This is a genomic window from Hyphomicrobium sp. MC8b (genome assembly GCF_905067615.1).
Lineage (GTDB): Bacteria > Pseudomonadota > Alphaproteobacteria > Rhizobiales > Hyphomicrobiaceae > Hyphomicrobium_B.
In genome coordinates this window covers 3098966-3117014 of record NZ_LR898465.1, presented here as the reverse complement: position 1 = coordinate 3117014, position 18049 = coordinate 3098966, and the positions used below count along the sequence as shown (strand labels likewise).

The following is an 18049-nucleotide window of genomic DNA, read 5'->3' as shown; positions in this document are numbered from 1 at the left end:
ATGGCAGTGACCGCAAGCGTTCCGAACCGGTTGCCCGATCGCGCCACGGCAGCGCCGCGAGGCGATGCAGCACGGCCGATGCGGCTCAGCGTGCTTGGAGCGACGGGGTCGATCGGGACGAGCACACTCGATCTCGTCTCGCGGACTCCCGAAAAATTCGAAATCGTTGCGCTGACGGCGCAATCGAACGCCAAGGAACTCGCGGCCCTGGCGCGCCGTCACAATGCCCGGGTTGCCGTCATCGGCGATGAAACGCGTCTTGGCGAACTGCGTGAGGCGCTGGCTGGAACGAGCATCCGCACGGCCGCAGGGCCGGACGCGCTTGTCGAAGCCGCGCTTGAACCCGTTGATTGCACATTGGCGGCCATCGTCGGCGCCGCGGGGCTCAAGCCGACGTTTGCGGCAGCCTCGCAAGGCGCCCGCGTGGCACTCGCAAACAAGGAATGTCTGGTCTCGGCCGGCCACGTCTTCACGTCGGCAATCTCTCGGGCTGGCGCCGAACTCCTGCCGGTCGACAGCGAGCACTCCGCCGCCTTTCAGGTCATGGCCGGCGCAGACCCAGCGTCGATTGATAAGATCGTGCTGACGGCGTCCGGCGGCCCCTTCCGGTCCTGGACCCGCGACGCCATCGCTGCCGCTACGCCGGAGCAGGCGCTCAAGCATCCGAACTGGTCGATGGGCGCCAAGATCACCATCGACAGTGCCACCCTGATGAATAAGGGCCTGGAACTGATCGAGGCTTTCCACCTCTTTCCTGTGGGTGTGGATAAACTCGATTGCATCGTCCACCCGCAATCAATCATCCATTGCCTCGTCAGCTACGTCGACGGCTCTGTGCTCGCACAGATGGCGTCCCCCGACATGCGCACGCCGATCGCCGTCGCTCTGTCCTGGCCCGACCGAATGGCGGCGCCGACGGAAAAGCTCGATCTCGCCCGCCTCGCGACCTTGACGTTCGAAGCCCCTGACGAAAATCGGTTTCCGGCTCTGCGCGTCGCCCGGGCGGCGATGCGCCGCGGCGATACGGCTCCGGCAGTGTTGAATGCCGCTAACGAGGTGGCCGTAAAGGCATTTCTCGATCGCCGCATCAAAATGTTCGACATCGCCGCGCTCGTCGAAGAAACGCTTGCTGCGGCGGAGCGTCAGGGGGCCATTTGCCCGGCCCAAAGCCTCGACGATATACTGGCGGTCGATGACATGGCCCGAGCCTTATCTAACGAGAAACTTAGTGGCTATTGAGGCGCCTAGCGCCTAATCTCAGCGGCTAACGGTAATCCGAATCAGCATCGGGATCGCGGACCTATGGATTTTTTGGCGTCGCTCGCAGGTTGGATCTGGCAATACGGCGTGATGTTCCTGCTGGTGTTGACCCTCGTAGTCTTCATCCACGAGCTGGGGCATTTTCTGGTTGCGCGCTGGTGCGGCGTGACGGTCAAGGCCTTTTCGATTGGCTTCGGCCCTGAAATCTTTGGCTTTTATGATAAGTACGGGACTCGCTGGCGCTTCGCCTGGATCCCGCTTGGCGGCTACGTCAAATTCATCGACGACGAAAATCCTTCGTCGTTCGGCGGCGAAAAGCAGCTGAAGCCGTCCGAACGTGCGGGCGCATTCCATTCGAAGTCGGTAGGTGCGCGCGCCGCGGTCGTCGCGGCCGGTCCGATCGCCAACTTTATCCTCGCCATCGTTCTTTATTCCGGCCTTAACGCCACGGTTGGCCTGCATATTCTGCCGCCGCTGGTGGACGCGGTCGTGCCCAATTCCCCCGCCGAGCGCGGCGGTTTCAAGCAGGGCGACATGATCGTCGCGATCAATGGCACGAAGATTGATCGTTTCGATGATCTGCAGCGAATTGTCGGCTCAAGCGCCGGCGAGCAGTTGACCTTCACGGTCGATCGCGACGGTAAGACCGTCGAACTCAAGGCGACGCCAAACGTCGATGAGCAGCGCGATGCGATGGGTCGGACGTTCCGCCGTGGCTTGATCGGCATCCAGCGCGCCATTGCGCCGGACAAGGTGCGGACCGTTCACGTCGGGTTGCCGGAAGCCGTAATGCTCGGCGTCAGCGAAACCTATGGCAACATTACCGCGACGCTGGCAGGGCTCAGAGATATCATAACCCGCCGGCAGTCGGCAGAGCAGATGGGCGGCCCGATTATGATGGCCGAGGTCACCGCAAAAGTCGCCGAACTCGGAATCGAGCCGATGCTGCGGTGGATCGCCTTCATCTCGGCCAATATCGGCTTCCTGAACCTGCTGCCGATCCCCGTTCTCGACGGCGGTCACCTTATGTTCTACGCGTTCGAGGCGGTGCGCCGGAAGCCTGCCAGCGAACGCCTGCAGCAGATGGGCTTCCAGGTCGGGCTGGCGCTGCTCATGATGTTGATGGTTTTCGTGAATTTCAACGACATTATGAACGTTTGGCGTCGATTGACGGGGGCTGGCTGATGCCGAGAAGAATCATTGGGGAGTGACGTAAACTTACAACTTTTCGAGGGCTTTCTGAATCGTTAAAAGCGGTATCCTGCGCAGCATGTTATGATTTCGACTCGGGGGGCCGAAGAGAAGTCAGACGGGAGAGGCTGTCGCAGAGCTGGGACGTCACCACGAACAAGACCAATAAGAAACGAGCCGACAAGAACGACAAAAAGACGACGAAAAAAGAAGACGCATGAGTGTGACGCTGCCGCCGACAGCGCGCATGTGAATTTGGGGGTCGGCGGCACACGGGGGCAATTCCGCGTATGCAGAAATTCAAGATCATCCTGGCGGGATTGCGCCTCTTACTGGCGCTTCTTGTCCTCTCGCCGATGGTCGCGATGGTGGATGCAACCTGGACGTCGGGTGCTGCGTTCGCTCAAAGCGTGATCAAGAATATCGAAGTTATCGGTAACCGGCGGGTGGAGCCGGAGACTGTTCGCTCCTACTTGCAGTTCAACGCTGGCGATCCCTACAACGCCTCGAAGGTCGACGCCTCGATCAAGGCTCTCTTCGCAACCGGCCTCTTCGCTGACGTTTCGATCGACTACAAGGGCGCGACGATTGTCGTGACCGTGAAGGAAAACCCGGTCATCAACCAGGTCGCCTTTGAGGGTAACAGCGAGGTCGATACGGCCACGCTTGTCGGCGAAGTTCAATTGAAACCCCGCTCTGTCTTCACGCGCGCCAAGGCTCAGGCCGATGTGCAGCGCATTCTTGACGTTTATCGCCGTCAGGGCCTTTTCGCCGCGACCGTCGAACCGAAGATCATTCAGCTTGAACAGGATCGCGTAAACCTCGTCTTCGAGATCAACGAAGGTGCGGCTACGAAGGTCAAAGGCATCAATTTCGTCGGCAACCACGCGTTCTCCGACAGCCAGTTGCGCGACGTCATCTCGACGACGCAGGTCGGCTGGTTCGACTTCCTCAAGGGAACGTCGATCTACGATCCTGACCGCATGAACCTCGACCGCGAGCTCATCCGTCAGTATTACCTCAAGAACGGCTATCCCGACGCGTCCGTTACGGCTGCTAACGCCGAAATCGATCCGGACGGCACGGGATTCATCATCACCTTCGCAATCGAGGAAGGTCAGCCCTACACGTTCGGGGCCATCAACATCGAAAGCTCGCTTCCGGGCATCGATACCAGCACGCTGACAGGCGATCTCCTGACACAGACGGGGCAGGTCTATGACGCCTCGCAAATCGACAAGACGTCCGAAAAGCTGACGCTCGACATCGCGGACCAAGGGTATGCCTTCGCGCGCGTTCGTCCGCGGCCGATCCCTGATGCAGCATCGCACACGATTGCGATTACCTACGTCGTTGACGAAGGCCCGCGCATCTACATCGAGCGCATCAACGTCATCGGCAATACGCGCACGAAAGACTTCGTGATCCGTCGCGAATTCCGCCTTGCAGAAGGCGACGCGTTCAACGCCTTGATGGTCGATCGCGCCAAGAAGCGCTTGCAGGCACTCGGCCTCTTCAAGAGCGTCGACATCAAGCGCCGTCCCGGTTCCGCACCCGACCGCGTCATCCTCGACGTCGAGGTGCAAGAACAGTCGACCGGCGAGCTTTCGTTCGGTGCAGGCTACTCGACGAGTGAAGGCGTCATCGGCGACGTCTCGATCTCCGAGCGCAACCTGTTCGGTAATGGACAGTACGTCCGCTTGAAACTTGCTGGCTCGTTCGAGCGTGCGCAGGTGGACTTCTCGTTCACCGAGCCACGCTTCCTTGATCGTAACTTGGCCGCGGGCTTCGACCTGTTCTTCAAACAGCTCGACTACACGGATCAGTCAGGTTTCCAACAACGCAAAATCGGCGGTGACCTTCGTCTGGGCTTCCCGCTTGCCGAGCATCTCTGGATGCAGACGACCTACGCATTGTCTCGCGATGAGATCTTCGACGTTACGTCTTGGGCATCGCCTGCCATTAAAGAAGCCTGCGGTGCGAACTTCAGCGGCGGCACCGACCAGAACGGCCTGTTCCGTTGTACCGATAAGGGCTACTGGACCTCGCTCATCGGCACGACCATCAGCTACGACAAGCGTAATAACGCTCGGAACCCAACCAACGGCTACTACATCGAGCTGGCCAACGACTTCGCGGGTCTCGGCGGCGACGCACAGTACTGGCGCGTCAATGCGGAAGGTCGCTACTACTACCCGATCACCGACAAGATCACCTTCGTTGGCCGCGCCGTCGGCGGCGTGATCCAGGGCTGGGGTGGCGAAGATGTCCGCCTGCTCGACTCCTTCTTCAAAGGCGGCGAGACGGTTCGTGGTTTCGATATCTCTGGCTTCGGTCCGCGAGACATCAATTCGTCGAACAAAGACGCGCTCGGTGGTCAGAAATACTGGGCGGCAACTGCGGAAATCCGCTTCCCGCTGCCGTTCGTTCCTGAGGACATCGGCCTCAGCGGTGCGGTCTTCGCCGACGCGGGCTCTCTCTGGGATGCGACGGGCGGCGCCCACGACGCGCTTGATGGCTGCGTAGCGAAGAACGGTCAGTCCTGCTTGCAGGATAGCAGCGCCATTCGTTCGTCGGTCGGTGGCAGTATCATGTGGAACTCGCCGGTCGGACCGCTTCGCATGGACTTTGCCAAGGTCCTCACCAAGGAAAGCTACGACCAGACGCAGTTCTTCCGCTTCGGTGCTTCGTCCAGGTTCTAAGATCCGGACGCGAACGGTTTGAAATTATGATAAATTTGAGAACGGCGCCCCAACAGGCGCCGTTCTTTTTGTCGATCAGGCAATACAGCTTTGGGCAATTCCGCTCAGGGGCTTGCCATTATCTCTCAGGTCGTTCATTCAACGTCCCCACACCAATCATCTGAAACAACGACGTGCCGGAGGCGGCGCCATGGAGCATCCCGGTTTTTTCGAACGCACCGGGCCATATACGCTGTCTGAAGTCGCAAAGGCGGCAGGCGCAAAATTGGCTGAAGGGGCAAATCCCGATGCCCTGATCGACGACGTACGGCCGCTCGTCGAAGCGGCGGCCACGCATGTGTCGTTTATCGACAATAAGAAATATCTGCCGCAGCTGGCTACGACGAACGCTGGCGCTTGTCTGGTTAGTCCGGCACTCGCCGATCGCGTGCCGGCCGGAACGACGGCTCTAGTCACGCCGCAGCCCTATCACGGCTTTGCTTTGGCTTTGGCGCTGTTTTATCCAAGCGCTATGCAACCCATGGTGGCTGCAGTAGGCGCGCCGCCTATCGACCCGACCGCCAAGATCGAGGCGGGCGTCATCATCGAGCCGGGCGTCATCATCGGACCCGGCGTGCAGATCGGCAGCGGCACTCGCATCGCCGCAGGCGCGGTCGTCGGCGCCCGGGTAACGATCGGACGGGACTGCTTTATCGGCCCGCTAGCGACCGTCACCCACGCTCTTGTGGGCGATCGCGTCATAATTCATTCCGGCGTCCGGATCGGCCAGGACGGTTTCGGCTTCGCCATGGGCCGCGGTGGACATCTGAAAGTTCCGCAGATCGGTCGCGTCATCATCCAGGATGATGTTGAGATAGGGGCAAATACAACCATAGACCGCGGCGCCCTTAAGGATACGATCATCGGCGAGGGGACGAAAATTGATAATCTCTGCCAGATCGGGCACAACGTCCTGATCGGCCGCAACTGCATCATCGTTGCGATGTGCGGCATCTCGGGCTCGACCGAGCTCGGCGATTTTGTCGTCATGGGCGGTCAATCCGGGACTGTCGGCCACATCAAGATCGGTAGTGGCGCGCAGGTCGGCGGGGCATCGCATCCCACGCACGATCTCGCGGCGGGCGGCCGATACTTCGGCACACCGGCAAAGCCGTTGCGCGAATCCGCGCGTGAGCAGGCCATGATCAAACGGCTTGTCGCGCGCGACAAGGGAAGTCATGACGACGGATCGTCAGGCTCGGACGCAAGCTGACAATTCGAAGTCGGCGGGTGCGCCCGTGCAGTCATAATTTTTTGGAGCAGACGACGATGGAAGGCAAGGCACCAGCGGGCAAGGTTCTCGGGACCGCGGATATCAATCGCGTGATGCAGCTATTGCCCCATCGCTACCCGTTCCTGCTCGTCGATCGCATCTACGATATGGACGGCGATGAAAGCTGCGTCGGCGTCAAGAACGTGACGATCAACGAGCCGTTTTTCCAGGGGCACTTTCCGCAGTTTCCGGTCATGCCGGGCGTGCTGATCATCGAAGGCCTTGCGCAGACGGCAGGCGCGCTTTGTGTCTCGAACGTCGGTCAGGATTACAAGGCCGAACTCGTCTACTTCATGGGCATCGACAACGCGAAGTTCCGCAAGCCGGTTCTACCGGGCGATCAGCTCCACTTTCACGTGAAGAAGGTCCGCAATCGCGGCCGCGTCTGGCGCTTCAAGGGCGAAGCCAAAGTCAACGGCAAGGTTGTCGCCGAGGCGGAGATCAGCGCCATGCTCGCCGACACGGCCGACGCCCGCGCATTTGCGAGCCAGAATGGCTGAGGTCGAAGTCCATCCGACGGCCATCGTCGAAGACGGCGCCTCGCTTGCGCCCGGCGTGAAGATCGGGCCGTTCTGTGTCGTCGGGCGCGAGGTCAAGCTCGGCGAGCGCGTGGAGCTCGTGAGCCATGTCGTCGTCGCCGGCACGACGGACATCGGAGCGGGCACGCGCGTCTTTCCGTTCGCCTCGATCGGCCATCAGCCGCAGGATTTGAAATACAAGGGCGAGCCGTGCTCGCTGTCCATCGGTTCCGATTGCATCATCCGCGAAGGCGTGACGATGAACCCCGGAACGGCTGGCGGCGGTTCGGTAACGACGGTCGGCAACGGCTGCGCGTTTCTTGCAAACAGCCACGTCGGCCACGATTGCCGCGTCGGCAATGGCGTCATCTTTTCGAACAACGTCATGCTGGCGGGCCATTGTAACGTCGGGGACTTCGCCATTATCGGCGGCGGCGCGGCCGTGATCCAGTTCGCTCGTGTTGGTCATCACGCCTTCGTCGGCGGCATGTCTGGCCTTGAGAACGATCTCATTCCGTACGGCATGGCGCTCGGCAATCGCGCCTATCTGTCGGGCCTCAATATCGTCGGCTTGCAGCGGCGCGGCTTCTCGCGCAACGACATCCACGATCTCCGCCGCGCCTATCGCCTGCTTTTCGCGGCCGAAGGCACGCTCGTAGAACGCATGGAAGACGTCGCCGAGGAATTCGCGGGCCACGCCTCCGTGCAGGAAATCCTGGCCTTCATCCGCCAGGGCGGCAAACGTTCTCTGTGCACGCCGAAGAACGGCGCTGAAGACTGAGCTTACGCGCGATGGGCGAGGCGACGACGAAGCGCATCGGGATCATCGCGGGCTCAGGATCGTTGCCGCTTGAGGTCGCTCGAAGCATCGCGCGTCAAGGCGGCAGCGTTCACGTTGTCATGGTCGAAGGCGCAGCCGATCCGGCCTTAGCGGCCTTTCCACATACGATCGTCAATTGGGCACAGCCCGGCCGCGCGATGGCCGCGTTCCGCAACGCCGGCATCACCGACGCCGTGCTCATCGGCGGCTACGGCCGCCCGTCGTTTGCTACCGCGCGTCCCGATCTCACGTTTCTGCGTCTCGTCCCGGCCGTCGTGAAGTTGCTGAAAGCAGGCGGCGACGATGCTGTGCTGCGCGGCGTGCTCGCGCAATTTGAAGCCCTTGGTCTTCACATCTTGAGCGTCGGCGATGTCGCACCGGAATTGATCGTTGCTGAAGGCGGCCTGACGAAAGCGCGTCCCTCCGATGGCGACACTGCCGACATCGCCCGCGGGTTCGATCTCGTTGCCGCGCTCGGCCGCTACGATATCGGCCAGGCTGTCGTCGTCACGCGCGGCGAGATCGAGGCCATCGAAGGTGCGGAAGGCACCGACCGTATGCTGAAGCGCGTCGCTGAATGCCGGGCCGCGCATGGAACGCGCGAACGCGCAGGCGTACTCGTCAAGCGCCCGAAGCCCGGACAGGACATGCGCGTCGATCTTCCGACCATCGGACCCGATACGGTCGCGAATGCCGCCGCAGCCGGATTGGCAGGCATCGCCGTGATGGCCGACCACGTCATCGCCGTGAACCTCAACGACATGATCGCGGGCGCCGATGCGCAAAGCCATTTCGTGACCGGCGTGAAAGATGGCGAGCGCACCCCGCTTGCTGCAAATCCGCCGTCATCGCGCATGACCACGCTTGGTCATATGACCGCCTACGAAGCAGCCGATAAAGACGTGGCACGCGCTGCGGGCATTTTGTCGGCCCTCGAACATTTCGGCGGCGGATCAGCCGTCGTCATCGACCGTGGCCGCGTACTCGCTGTCGGCACGACTGAAGGCCCGTCCGACGTCATCGCCCGTGTTCGCGATCTTCGCGGCAACAATGCCAAGCGGCGCGGCTTGGTCGTCGTCGGCGCGGGGCAAGCTCTCACCCCAGATTTCATAAAGGTCGCCAACGCCGCGCATCTTCTCGGCGTCGTCGCAACCGAAGCAGTAATCTCTCCGCCTGTCATCACGGCGGCAAACGAATTAGCGATGTTCGTCGCAACGACTGCAGCACCGGCAACCGCACGAGGCACGGCTCGAACGATGACATCGCAATCCACATCGCGACCGTTAAAGATTTTTGTCGTCGCGGGTGAGCATTCCGGCGACGCACTTGGCGGCAAGCTGATCCATGCGCTGAAGAAGCGATATGCGGGCGACATCACCTTTGCCGGTGTCGGCGGGGAAGATATGGCGCGCGAGGGTTTCTCGTCGCTCTTCTCGATCGAAGACGTCGCGGTCATGGGGCCGCTGTCGATCCTGCCGAAGCTGCCGCGCATCGTGCGCCGCGTCTATCAGACGGTCGATGCCGCGCTTCGCTTCGCGCCCGATCTCGTCGTCATCATCGACAGCCCGGAGTTCACGCACCCAATCGCAAAGCGCATCAGGAAGCGCGCACCGCAGATCCCGATTGTCGACTACGTCAGCCCGAGCGTTTGGGCTTGGCGTCCCGGACGCGCAAAAAAGATGCGCCCGTATGTCGATCATATCTTGGCACTGCTGCCGTTCGAGCCGGAAGCGCACGCGCGTCTCGGCGGACCTGCATGCACCTATGTCGGCCATCCGCTGATCGAAAAGCTTGCCGAAATCCAGAACGCCGACGCCGCGGCTCTTTCCGCGCGCTTGCATCTCGATCCGACGCGCCCGGTCCTTCTCGTTCTTCCCGGCAGCCGAACATCCGAGGTCGAGCGCCTGATCGACGTCTTCGGAGAAGCGGTGTCGCAGCTGGCCGGTTCTATCGGACCGATCGAAGTCGTTATTCCAGCGGTGCGCCACGTCCGCGACCGCATCGTGGAAAAAACCGCAAACTGGACGCCGCGTCCGCACATCGTTGAGAGCGACGACAAATACGCCGCGATGCGATTGGCCCGCGCCGCGCTCGCCGCTTCCGGTACGGTGACGCTCGAACTGGCGCTCGCGCAGACGCCCGCGGTCGTTGCCTACAAAGTCGATAAGGTAATCGCGAACCTGCGCTTCCTGCTGAAGGTGCCGAGCGTCGTGCTGGCAAACCTCGTCATCGGTAAGAACGTCTATCCGGAATTTCTACAGGAGGCCTGCACGGCGGAAAATCTCGAAGCCGCGCTGAAACCGTTGTTCGGCGAAACACCTGAACGCGCAGCCCAGCTCGAAGGCCTCTCGCTGGCGCCCGCCAAAATGCAGCTCGCCGCCTCAAGTCCAAGCGAGGCGGCGGCCGATGTTGTTCTGTCTGTCGTGAAGGCTTAGGCCGCCGGAAAATCGCGGCGTGCCGGACCGATGTAGAGCTGGCGCGGACGGCCGATGCGCTGCTCCGGATCTTCGATCATTTCTTTCCACTGCGCGATCCAGCCCACGGTGCGAGCCACGGCGAACAGCACCGTGAACATGTCGACCGGGAAGCCCATCGCGCGCAGAGTGATGCCCGAATAGAAGTCGATGTTCGGATAGAGCTTCTTCTCAATGAAGTACTCATCCTGCAGCGCAATGCGCTCAAGCTCGATTGCGACCTTCAAGAGCGGATCGTCCTTGTGGCCGAGCGCATCGAGCACCTCGTGGCAGGTCTTCTGCATCACCTTGGCGCGCGGATCGTAGTTCTTGTAGACGCGATGGCCGAAGCCCATGAGGCGGAAGCCCGATGTCTTATCCTTCGCCTTCTTCACGTACTCGGGAACGCGATCAACCGTGCCGATCTCTTTCAGCATGTTGAGCGCGGCTTCGTTGGCGCCGCCATGTGCCGGACCCCAAAGACAGGCGATGCCCGCCGAGATGCAGGCAAATGGATTGGCGCCGGACGAGCCCGCAAGGCGAACTGTCGAGGTCGAAGCATTCTGCTCATGGTCGGCGTGCAGGATGAAGATGCGATCGAGCGCGCGAGAGATGATCGGATTGACGATGTAGGGCTCGCACGGAACGGCGAAGCACATCTGCAGGAAGTTCGACGTGTAATCGAGATCGTTGCGCGGATAGATGAAGGGCTGGCCCATCGAATATTTGTAGGCCATTGCCGCGATCGTCGGCATCTTGGCGATCATGCGCTGGCTCGCGACCTCGCGCTGCGCCGGATCGTTGATGTCGGTCGAGTCGTGATAGAATGACGACAGCGCGCCGACCGTGCCGACCATCACCGCCATCGGATGCGCGTCGCGCCGGTAGCCGGTGAAGAACCGCGTCATCTGTTCGTGAACCATCGTATGGTTCGTGATCGTCTTGCGGAAGTTGATGAACTCGGCGTTCGTCGGTAGCTCCCCGTAAAGCAGCAGGTAGCAGACCGCGAGGAAATTGGTGTTCTCGGCGAGCTGATCGATCGGATAGCCGCGATAGAGCAATTCGCCCTTGTCACCGTCGATATACGTGATCGAGCTTTTGCAGTTCGCCGTCGACGTGAAGCCGGGGTCGTACGTGAAGCAGCCTGTCTCTTTGTAGAGATTGCCGACGTCGATGACGTCCGGGCCGATGGTGCCGGAGCGAACCGAAAGCTCGACCTGCTTGTTCTCGACCGTCAATGTTGCGCTGGGCTTCGCTGTGCCCTTCGCCGCCTTGTCGTGGATGTTCATGATCGCCACCTCGCCCCGGGGAAGACACTACCGACGCCTGAAGTAACTATCGCATTCCCCGACGGGTGGGCCCGTATGCTTAAGGACCCTGGAGAACGTTCGGCGGCCTTCACAGAAGCAATCGGCAAACCAGGATTTACCGGATTTTTTGCGGTGCGGCAAGAGATCGTTAAGTGGGATATGAATGCTGAAAACAGCCCGGATACAGTCCGTCTGATACGGTCATCCGGAAAGGCAAAGCCGATGATACAGTGCGGCCGCTCGCTAGTTTCCCGTCGATCTTCGGAACAAGCCCGAGGATCGCATTCGAAGCCGGAAATTAGCGTTTACGCTGCGGTATCGGCAATCCGGCCTAGACTTTCGTCGCGTCCCAGCACTTCAAGGACGTCGAAGACCGGCGGCGAGACTGCGCGCCCCGTCAGCGCCGCGCGCAGCGGTTGCGCGACGTTGCCGAGCTTTAACGCTTTCTCTTCGACGTAGGACTTCACCTTGGCTTCGAGCAACGCCGAGGTCCATTGCTCCGCGGAAACCTCCGAGAGCAGCTTGACCACTTCGGCGTTCGAAGCCCGGCCCTCTGCATTCAAAAGCTTCGCTGCCTTGTCTTCGAGCTTCAGCGGACGCTGAGCGACAATGAACAATGCGCCGCCAACCAACTCGGCGAGCGTCTTCGAGCGTTCTTTCAGCGACGGAATTGCGCGCGTGAACGTCTCCCAGCCTTTCGCCGCAAAGAGATCCGCCAGGTCTTTTCCCGACTGCACGGCCGGAAGCTGGCGCAGCACTTCGCGCGCGAGAGCGACGTCGGATCGCGGCGGAGCCTTTGGGTCCGGCGCGATCTCGGCAAGCGCTGAAAAATTCAGGTGCGGCAGCATTCCGCGCACGTGCGCAGCCAACTCATCGTCGGAGGCCGCGCGAATGTAATGGCCATTGAGATCGTCGAGCTTCTTGAAGTCGAGCCGCGCCGCACTCTTGTTGATGTTATCGATGTCGAACCAGCGGATCAGGTCCTCCGTCGAAATAATCTCGTCGTCGCCGTGGCTCCAGCCGAGGCGGACGAGATAATTGCGCAACGCCACCGGCAGATAGCCCATGTCGCGATATTCTTCGACGCCCTGTGCGCCATGACGCTTCGAAAGTTTCGCGCCGTCCGCGCCGTGAATGAGCGGCACGTGCGCAAAATCGGGCACCGTCCAGCCCATGCCATTGTAGATTTGCGTCTGCCGCGCCGAGTTGGTCAGGTGATCGGCGCCGCGAATGACGTGCGTGATTTCCATGTCGTGATCGTCGACAACGACAGCGAGATTGTACGTCGGGTTGCCATCCGATCTGAGGATAATCAGATCGTCGAGATCCTTATTCGGAAAGGCAACGCGTCCCTGCACGTGATCGTTGACGATCGTCTCGCCGTCGCGCGGTGCCTTGAGGCGGACAGCGGGCTTCACGTCCTTCGGTGCGTCACTCGGATCGCGGTCACGCCAGGGCGATAGGAAAATCTGCGGTCGCCCCTCAGCTTTGGCTTTCTCACGTGCCGCTTCGATCTCGGCAGGCGACGAATAGCAGTAATAGGCGGCGCCACGCGTCAGCAACTCGTTCGCCACCTCGCGATGCCGGTCGGCGCGCGAGAACTGCGAAATGACATCGCCGTCCCAGTCGAGGCCAAGCCACTTGACGCCATCGAGGATCGCAGCGACCGCCGCCTCGTTGTTGCGTTCCCGGTCCGTATCTTCGATGCGCAGCAAAAAGCGGCCCCCACGCCCACGCGCATAAAGCCAGTTGAATAGCGCCGTCCGTGCGCCGCCGATATGGAGAAATCCGGTGGGCGAGGGTGCAAATCGAACGATGGGCGCGCTGGGTGTCATGGTCTCGGCCTTTGGACCTTTTGTTCTGTCTGCCATTGAGGGATTGAGGCTCCGCTCGTAGCATGTGAGATGGGACAAGTTAAGGGGGCGGAAAATTCCCGTTCCCGATGCGTCATGGACAGGGCATGTCGGTCGAAGCGCGGGGACCGGACGTCGCATTTCCAGGCTATGCCGACCACGGCATGAGCCGCGCTGCCCTGTTGTTTGAAGCTGAACGGCAGAGCTTTTTCCTTTGGGCGCCCGTTTGCCTCGGTGCCGGAATTGCCGCCTATTTCGCGCTCCCAATGGAGCCGGCGCTGATCGTAGCGTTCGCGCCGCTGGCACTCGCCGTGATTTTGCGCCTGACAGTGCGCTCCGGCACGCTCGCCGCGACACTGATGATGGCGCTGGTTCTGATCGGTGCGGGCTTTGGCATCGCCAAGCTGCGCGTCGAAGCGGTCCGCGCGCCCGTTCTGACCAAGGCGCTGCACAGCGTTGAAGTCTCAGGCACCGTGACAATGGTCGAGGCCAAGCTGCCGCGTGGCCAGCGACTGACGATTGCCAACCCCAAAATCGCAAATCTCGCTGCAGCCGATACGCCTGCCGTCGTGCGCATCCGCACGATGTCGTCCAAAACGCGCGCCGCACCGGGCGACAAGATCCGCATCAAAGCCAATCTCTCACCGCCGGCAAAGCCAGCGCTTCCAGGCGGCTTCGATTACGCGCGCACCGCTTGGTTCGAATCTGTCGGCGGCGTCGGCTACGCATTCGCAGCGCCAACGATCGAAGGCCATCTCGACCCCAATAGCATCGTCCAATGGTATCGCCGCACCATCGAAAATATCCGTCAGGCGATTGCTGCGCGCATCCGTGCGGCGCTTCCTGGCGAAACCGGCGAGATTGCACTTGCCCTTATCACCGGCGAGCGCGGCGGCATCAGTGCCGAGACGAACAACGCCTTCAAGAATTCGGGCCTGTTTCACATTCTCTCGATCTCCGGCCTGCACATGGTGATTGCAGCAGGCGCTGTTTTCTTTTCGATCCGCCTGATCCTCGCTGCGATCCCGCGCATCGCCTTGACGATGCCGATCAAAAAGATCGCCGCCGCGCTCGGCATCATCAGCGCGGTCGCCTATCTCGCGATTTCGGGAGGCCAGTTCGCAACCGTGCGCTCGGCGCTGATGATCTTGATCATTTTCGGCGCCATGCTGATCGACCGGCCGGCGCTTGCGTTGCGCAACGTCGCGCTCGCGGCGTTCCTTATTCTGTTGGCCTATCCCGAGAGCCTGCTCGACGCGGGCTTTCAGATGTCGTTTGCCGCCGTAACCGCGCTGATCGCCTCGCACGAATTTCTGAGCAGCCTGTTCAATCGCGAGCACAAGCCGCATCCCGTCATGCGCGTGGTCGTGTTCTTCGGCGAGATCATCGCCTCGACGTTGATCGCAAGCGTCGCGGTCGCGCCGTTCGCGGCCTATAATTTTCACCAGAGTCAGCAATATGCCGTGCTCGCGAACATGATCGCCATTCCGATCTGCAACCTGATCGTCATGCCGGCGGCGCTCGTCGCGATGGTGCTGATGCCGTTCGGCCTCGAATGGCTCGGCCTGAAGCTGATGGGCTGGGGCATCGAAGGCATGACGTGGTGTGCGAACGAAGTCGGCGCGTTGCCGGGCGCTGTCGGACATATTCCAGCGATCCCTGAACTGGCTTTCGTGCTGATGCTCACGGGCGGCATCTGGTTTTTGCTTTGGCAGACGCAGATCAGGCTTCTCGGCGTTGCACTTGTCGGCGCCGGTTTGCTTGTTGCGCCTTGGATGCCGCGCCCTGATGTTCTGGTCGGACAGAAAGGTTTGCTTGTCGCCGTGCGCGATGACTCGGGCAAGCTCGACGCCATGCCGGGCAAGGGCACGAAATACGACCTCGACCGCTGGCTCGAATACGACGGCGATTCCCGAACGGCGCGCGATGCCAAGACCGGCGAAGGCTTTACTTGCGACGCTGTCGGCTGCATCGCGCATGTCAAAGGCGCGACCGTCGCGGTCGCGCGCCATCCCGCTGCCGTGACCGACGATTGCCTCAACGCCGACGTGCTTGTGCTCGATACGCCCAAGCCCGGCAATTGCGCCGTGCCGCGAACGGTCGTCGACGTTTTCGATCGCTGGCGCAATGGTGCTTACGCCCTTTACGTCGACCGCAGCAACGACAGTCCGGAACCCAAAATCCGTCTCGAAACGGTCGCGGCCCATCGCGGCGAACGACCTTGGAGCGAGACGCCGGAGCGAAAGCAGGTAGTGCTGCCGAAACCGCGTATTCTGCAGGCCCCGCCCCCGGCGGGCGCCCCGGCTGCCGAACCTGCCCGGACGGCCGAAGCAGAACCCGAAACACGCACATCAGCCGACGTCGATCCGGGAGAGGGGGCGGAGATCGAAACGGAAGATCTCACGGAGCCGGACGCCGAAAGCGGTCGTTAGCCATCGACGCTGCGCCGCGTCGCTCTAGCTCCGTCGACGCATGGCGGCGAACCGCCCCTCAATACCGCCGCATCAAGCCGACGAGGCGCCCCTGAATGTCGATCTGATCCGGTCCGAAAATCCGCGTCTTGAATTCGGGATTAGCGGCTTCGAGCGCAATCGTCGAGCCCTTCTTGCGCAGCCGTTTCAGCGTCGCTTCCTCGCCCTCGACCAGCGCCACGATAATATCGCCGTTCTCCGCCGTATTGCACCGCCGGATGATGACGGTATCGCCGTCATGGATGCCCACCTCGATCATCGAATCGCCTTTGACCTCCAGCGCAAAGTGCTCGCCGTTGGTCAGGATGTCGGGTGGCACCGCAATGTCGTGCGTGTGGTTCTGAATGGCGCTGATCGGCGTACCGGCAGCGATGCGGCCCATGACCGGGATCGACACCGTCCGCGCGTCGATGACGTGCGACGGGGGCGGCGTGGCCACATTCGTCTTCGGCGGACCGGAGCCTTCGATCACGCTTGGCTGGAAGCCCCGCTGCGGTGCTGCGGCCGTGCTGGCACCCTGTGCCGCGGACGGCAAGCCAACCTGGTTGTCCGGCAGCTTGATGACTTCGATGGCCCGCGCCCGGTGCGGCAAGCGGCGGATGAACCCGCGCTCCACCAGCGCGGTGATCAACCGGTGAATGCCGGACTTCGACCTGAGATCCAGCGCGTCCTTCATCTCGTCGAAAGAGGGCGGCACGCCGCGCTCCTGCATGCGCGCATGGATGAAGAGAAGGAGGTCTTTCTGCTTTTCGGTGAGCATCTGGGTTCGTCTCAAGCCTTTCCTGGCTGGCAAGCGCGGCGGGCTGAGACGCTGACCACCGAATGCCGCCCGCTCATTCTCGGTACAAATCGTGTATGTACCCTACACGTTCTCGTCTCGTTCCGCAACCCATGCAAGGCGGGAGGGTCGTGTCTCAGTTTGAATTTTTAGCGCCTGTTGCGCGTTTGCTTGCCCCATTCAGGGTGGCGCTCACCATCTGGGCCAATTTCCGAGGCGCAGTGACTGCAAACCAAAACTGTTACTAGGCCAGGAACCCGTAAGTCCGGCTGGAGAAAAGATTTTATGCCTTCTTGGTAGCAGGATGCACAAAGGCGATGACCGGGCTCGCCGTTGCGCATTTCTTCCCTCAGGACATAGGCCAAAACCTCATTGTGCCCGAACCTCTCCAGCTGATAGCGTGATGTCACGCAAGGCGGGAATAGAAACGAGCTTTCGGGACTGAAGCCTGACGATCTTATCTGCACGTAAGACGCACAATTTGCAGATTACAGTTATAATCACCTCGGCTATGCGCGGACAGAATCACGCGGCCATGCGACACCCAAAGCATAAGCGGCTTGATAGAATAGCATCACCCCGAAAACGACAATTCCCACACGCCGGACCATAGGATCGGCCAAATTCGTATCCAGCGTCCCACTTAAAACAGACAACAAAATCCAAGGAGCCACTCCGACTACCAACATCGTTAGTAGGCAAAAAAACAGAACTCCGAACAAACGGAGATAGGGAGACATCCCCAGCTTGTGGAAAGCGAAATTCCACCATTTTGCCCAAAGAGGGGCCATTGCCGTCCCGAACAAGCTAACGACTATAAGCCAACTGCTGTCCATGCATCCTCCTACATTAGCGGCAATCCCGCTTCTTATAGGGTCGTCCGTCTTCCGGGCTTAGGCGCCGCTTCGCCCGTCAGTCCAATAATCTCTTCCATCGTCCACAGATGATCTGTGAATCCCGTGGGCGTGGCGGCCGGCTCGCTGGAGGCGAGTCGGATGCGCCAGCAAAAAACGACGGAAAGACGTCGCATGTCTGTTTATCGACCCGGGCGTTTCATACTTTTGACGTCGGGGTGGAGCATCGTGCGAACCATGCGAGGTTTGTTTTCTCAAATCGTCATCGGCATCATCGTCACCGTGATCGGTACGCTGGTGACGGACGCCATCACCGGCGGCAACATGAGCCGTCATTTCGTTCCAGGCGTGCACGGCTCCTGGCGCGGACATTGACGCACAATTTGCGACGCCCCTCGCATAGCGCCAACTCGCGGAACGCTGTCACTAGCGCCACTAATTTCAAAGAACGAAGCAACAGGCATGTGCCGGCGGCCGGCTCCCCGCAGGGGAGTCGCCGGCACCATCAATAAAGCACGAAGCGGACG

At 61.0% G+C, this 18049-nt stretch carries 12 protein-coding genes and 1 pseudogene; 10 read left to right on the top strand and 3 right to left on the bottom strand.

Going from position 1 to position 18049, the window contains the following annotated elements:
- The 8 genes and pseudogenes from ACLB1Z_RS15115 to lpxB all read left to right on the top strand — a co-directional run bounded on the left by ACLB1Z_RS15115 (position 1) and on the right by lpxB (position 10238).
- Positions 1-1239 carry a 1-deoxy-D-xylulose-5-phosphate reductoisomerase gene (locus ACLB1Z_RS15115; RefSeq protein ID WP_409560576.1) on the top strand — a complete coding sequence of 413 codons (1239 nt, stop codon included), beginning with the start codon at positions 1-3 and terminating at the stop codon, positions 1237-1239.
- 63 nt (positions 1240-1302) lie between these two features.
- On the top strand, positions 1303-2445 hold the full coding sequence (gene rseP, locus ACLB1Z_RS15110; protein ID WP_409560575.1) for an RIP metalloprotease RseP: 1143 nt from the start codon (positions 1303-1305) through the stop codon (positions 2443-2445).
- Between the two features lie 296 nt (positions 2446-2741).
- Positions 2742-5153 (top strand): outer membrane protein assembly factor BamA, encoded by a 2412-nt coding sequence (gene bamA, locus ACLB1Z_RS15105; protein ID WP_409560574.1) that lies wholly within the window; start codon positions 2742-2744, stop codon positions 5151-5153.
- A gap of 190 nt (positions 5154-5343) precedes the next feature.
- Positions 5344-6405: a UDP-3-O-(3-hydroxymyristoyl)glucosamine N-acyltransferase gene (gene lpxD, locus ACLB1Z_RS15100; RefSeq protein WP_409560573.1), complete on the top strand. Its 1062-nt coding sequence runs from the start codon at positions 5344-5346 to the stop codon at positions 6403-6405.
- A gap of 56 nt (positions 6406-6461) precedes the next feature.
- A complete protein-coding gene (fabZ, locus tag ACLB1Z_RS15095) occupies positions 6462-6965 on the top strand; it encodes a 3-hydroxyacyl-ACP dehydratase FabZ (protein WP_013948478.1) in 504 nt (167 codons plus the stop codon).
- Positions 6958-7764, top strand: coding sequence for an acyl-ACP--UDP-N-acetylglucosamine O-acyltransferase (gene lpxA, locus ACLB1Z_RS15090; protein ID WP_013948477.1), 807 nt, complete (start codon positions 6958-6960; stop codon positions 7762-7764). Before fabZ ends, lpxA begins: the two co-directional genes overlap by 8 nt.
- 11 nt (positions 7765-7775) lie before the next feature.
- Positions 7776-8822, top strand: a pseudogene (locus tag ACLB1Z_RS15085) (LpxI family protein); the annotation flags it as partial.
- 237 nt (positions 8823-9059) lie between these two features.
- On the top strand, positions 9060-10238 hold the full coding sequence (lpxB, locus tag ACLB1Z_RS15080) for a lipid-A-disaccharide synthase (protein ID WP_409563283.1): 1179 nt from the start codon (positions 9060-9062) through the stop codon (positions 10236-10238).
- Here lpxB and gltA read toward each other — a convergent pair.
- Both gltA and gltX read right to left on the bottom strand, forming a co-directional pair.
- Positions 10235-11545 carry a citrate synthase gene (gene gltA / locus ACLB1Z_RS15075; protein WP_013948475.1) on the bottom strand — a complete coding sequence of 437 codons (1311 nt, stop codon included), beginning with the start codon at positions 11543-11545 and terminating at the stop codon, positions 10235-10237. The genes lpxB and gltA overlap by 4 nt on opposite strands.
- 326 nt (positions 11546-11871) lie before the next feature.
- Entirely contained in the window at positions 11872-13437 is a 1566-nt protein-coding gene (gltX, locus tag ACLB1Z_RS15070) for a glutamate--tRNA ligase (protein WP_409560572.1), read from the bottom strand.
- Between the two features lie 71 nt (positions 13438-13508).
- Between gltX and ACLB1Z_RS15065 the strand changes: the two genes are divergently transcribed.
- Positions 13509-15851, top strand: coding sequence for a ComEC/Rec2 family competence protein (locus ACLB1Z_RS15065; RefSeq protein WP_409560571.1), 2343 nt, complete (start codon positions 13509-13511; stop codon positions 15849-15851).
- A 58-nt stretch (positions 15852-15909) separates the two neighbouring features.
- Here the strand turns inward: ACLB1Z_RS15065 and lexA are convergent, their stop codons facing one another.
- Positions 15910-16650 (bottom strand): transcriptional repressor LexA, encoded by a 741-nt coding sequence (gene lexA / locus ACLB1Z_RS15060; protein WP_409560570.1) that lies wholly within the window; start codon positions 16648-16650, stop codon positions 15910-15912.
- Between the two features lie 1109 nt (positions 16651-17759).
- On the opposite strand from lexA, the gene ACLB1Z_RS15055 reads away from it, so the two are divergent.
- Positions 17760-17897, top strand: a complete 138-nt coding sequence (locus ACLB1Z_RS15055; protein WP_409560569.1) for a hypothetical protein — start codon at positions 17760-17762, stop codon at positions 17895-17897.
- Positions 17898-18049: the final 152 nt, after the last annotated feature.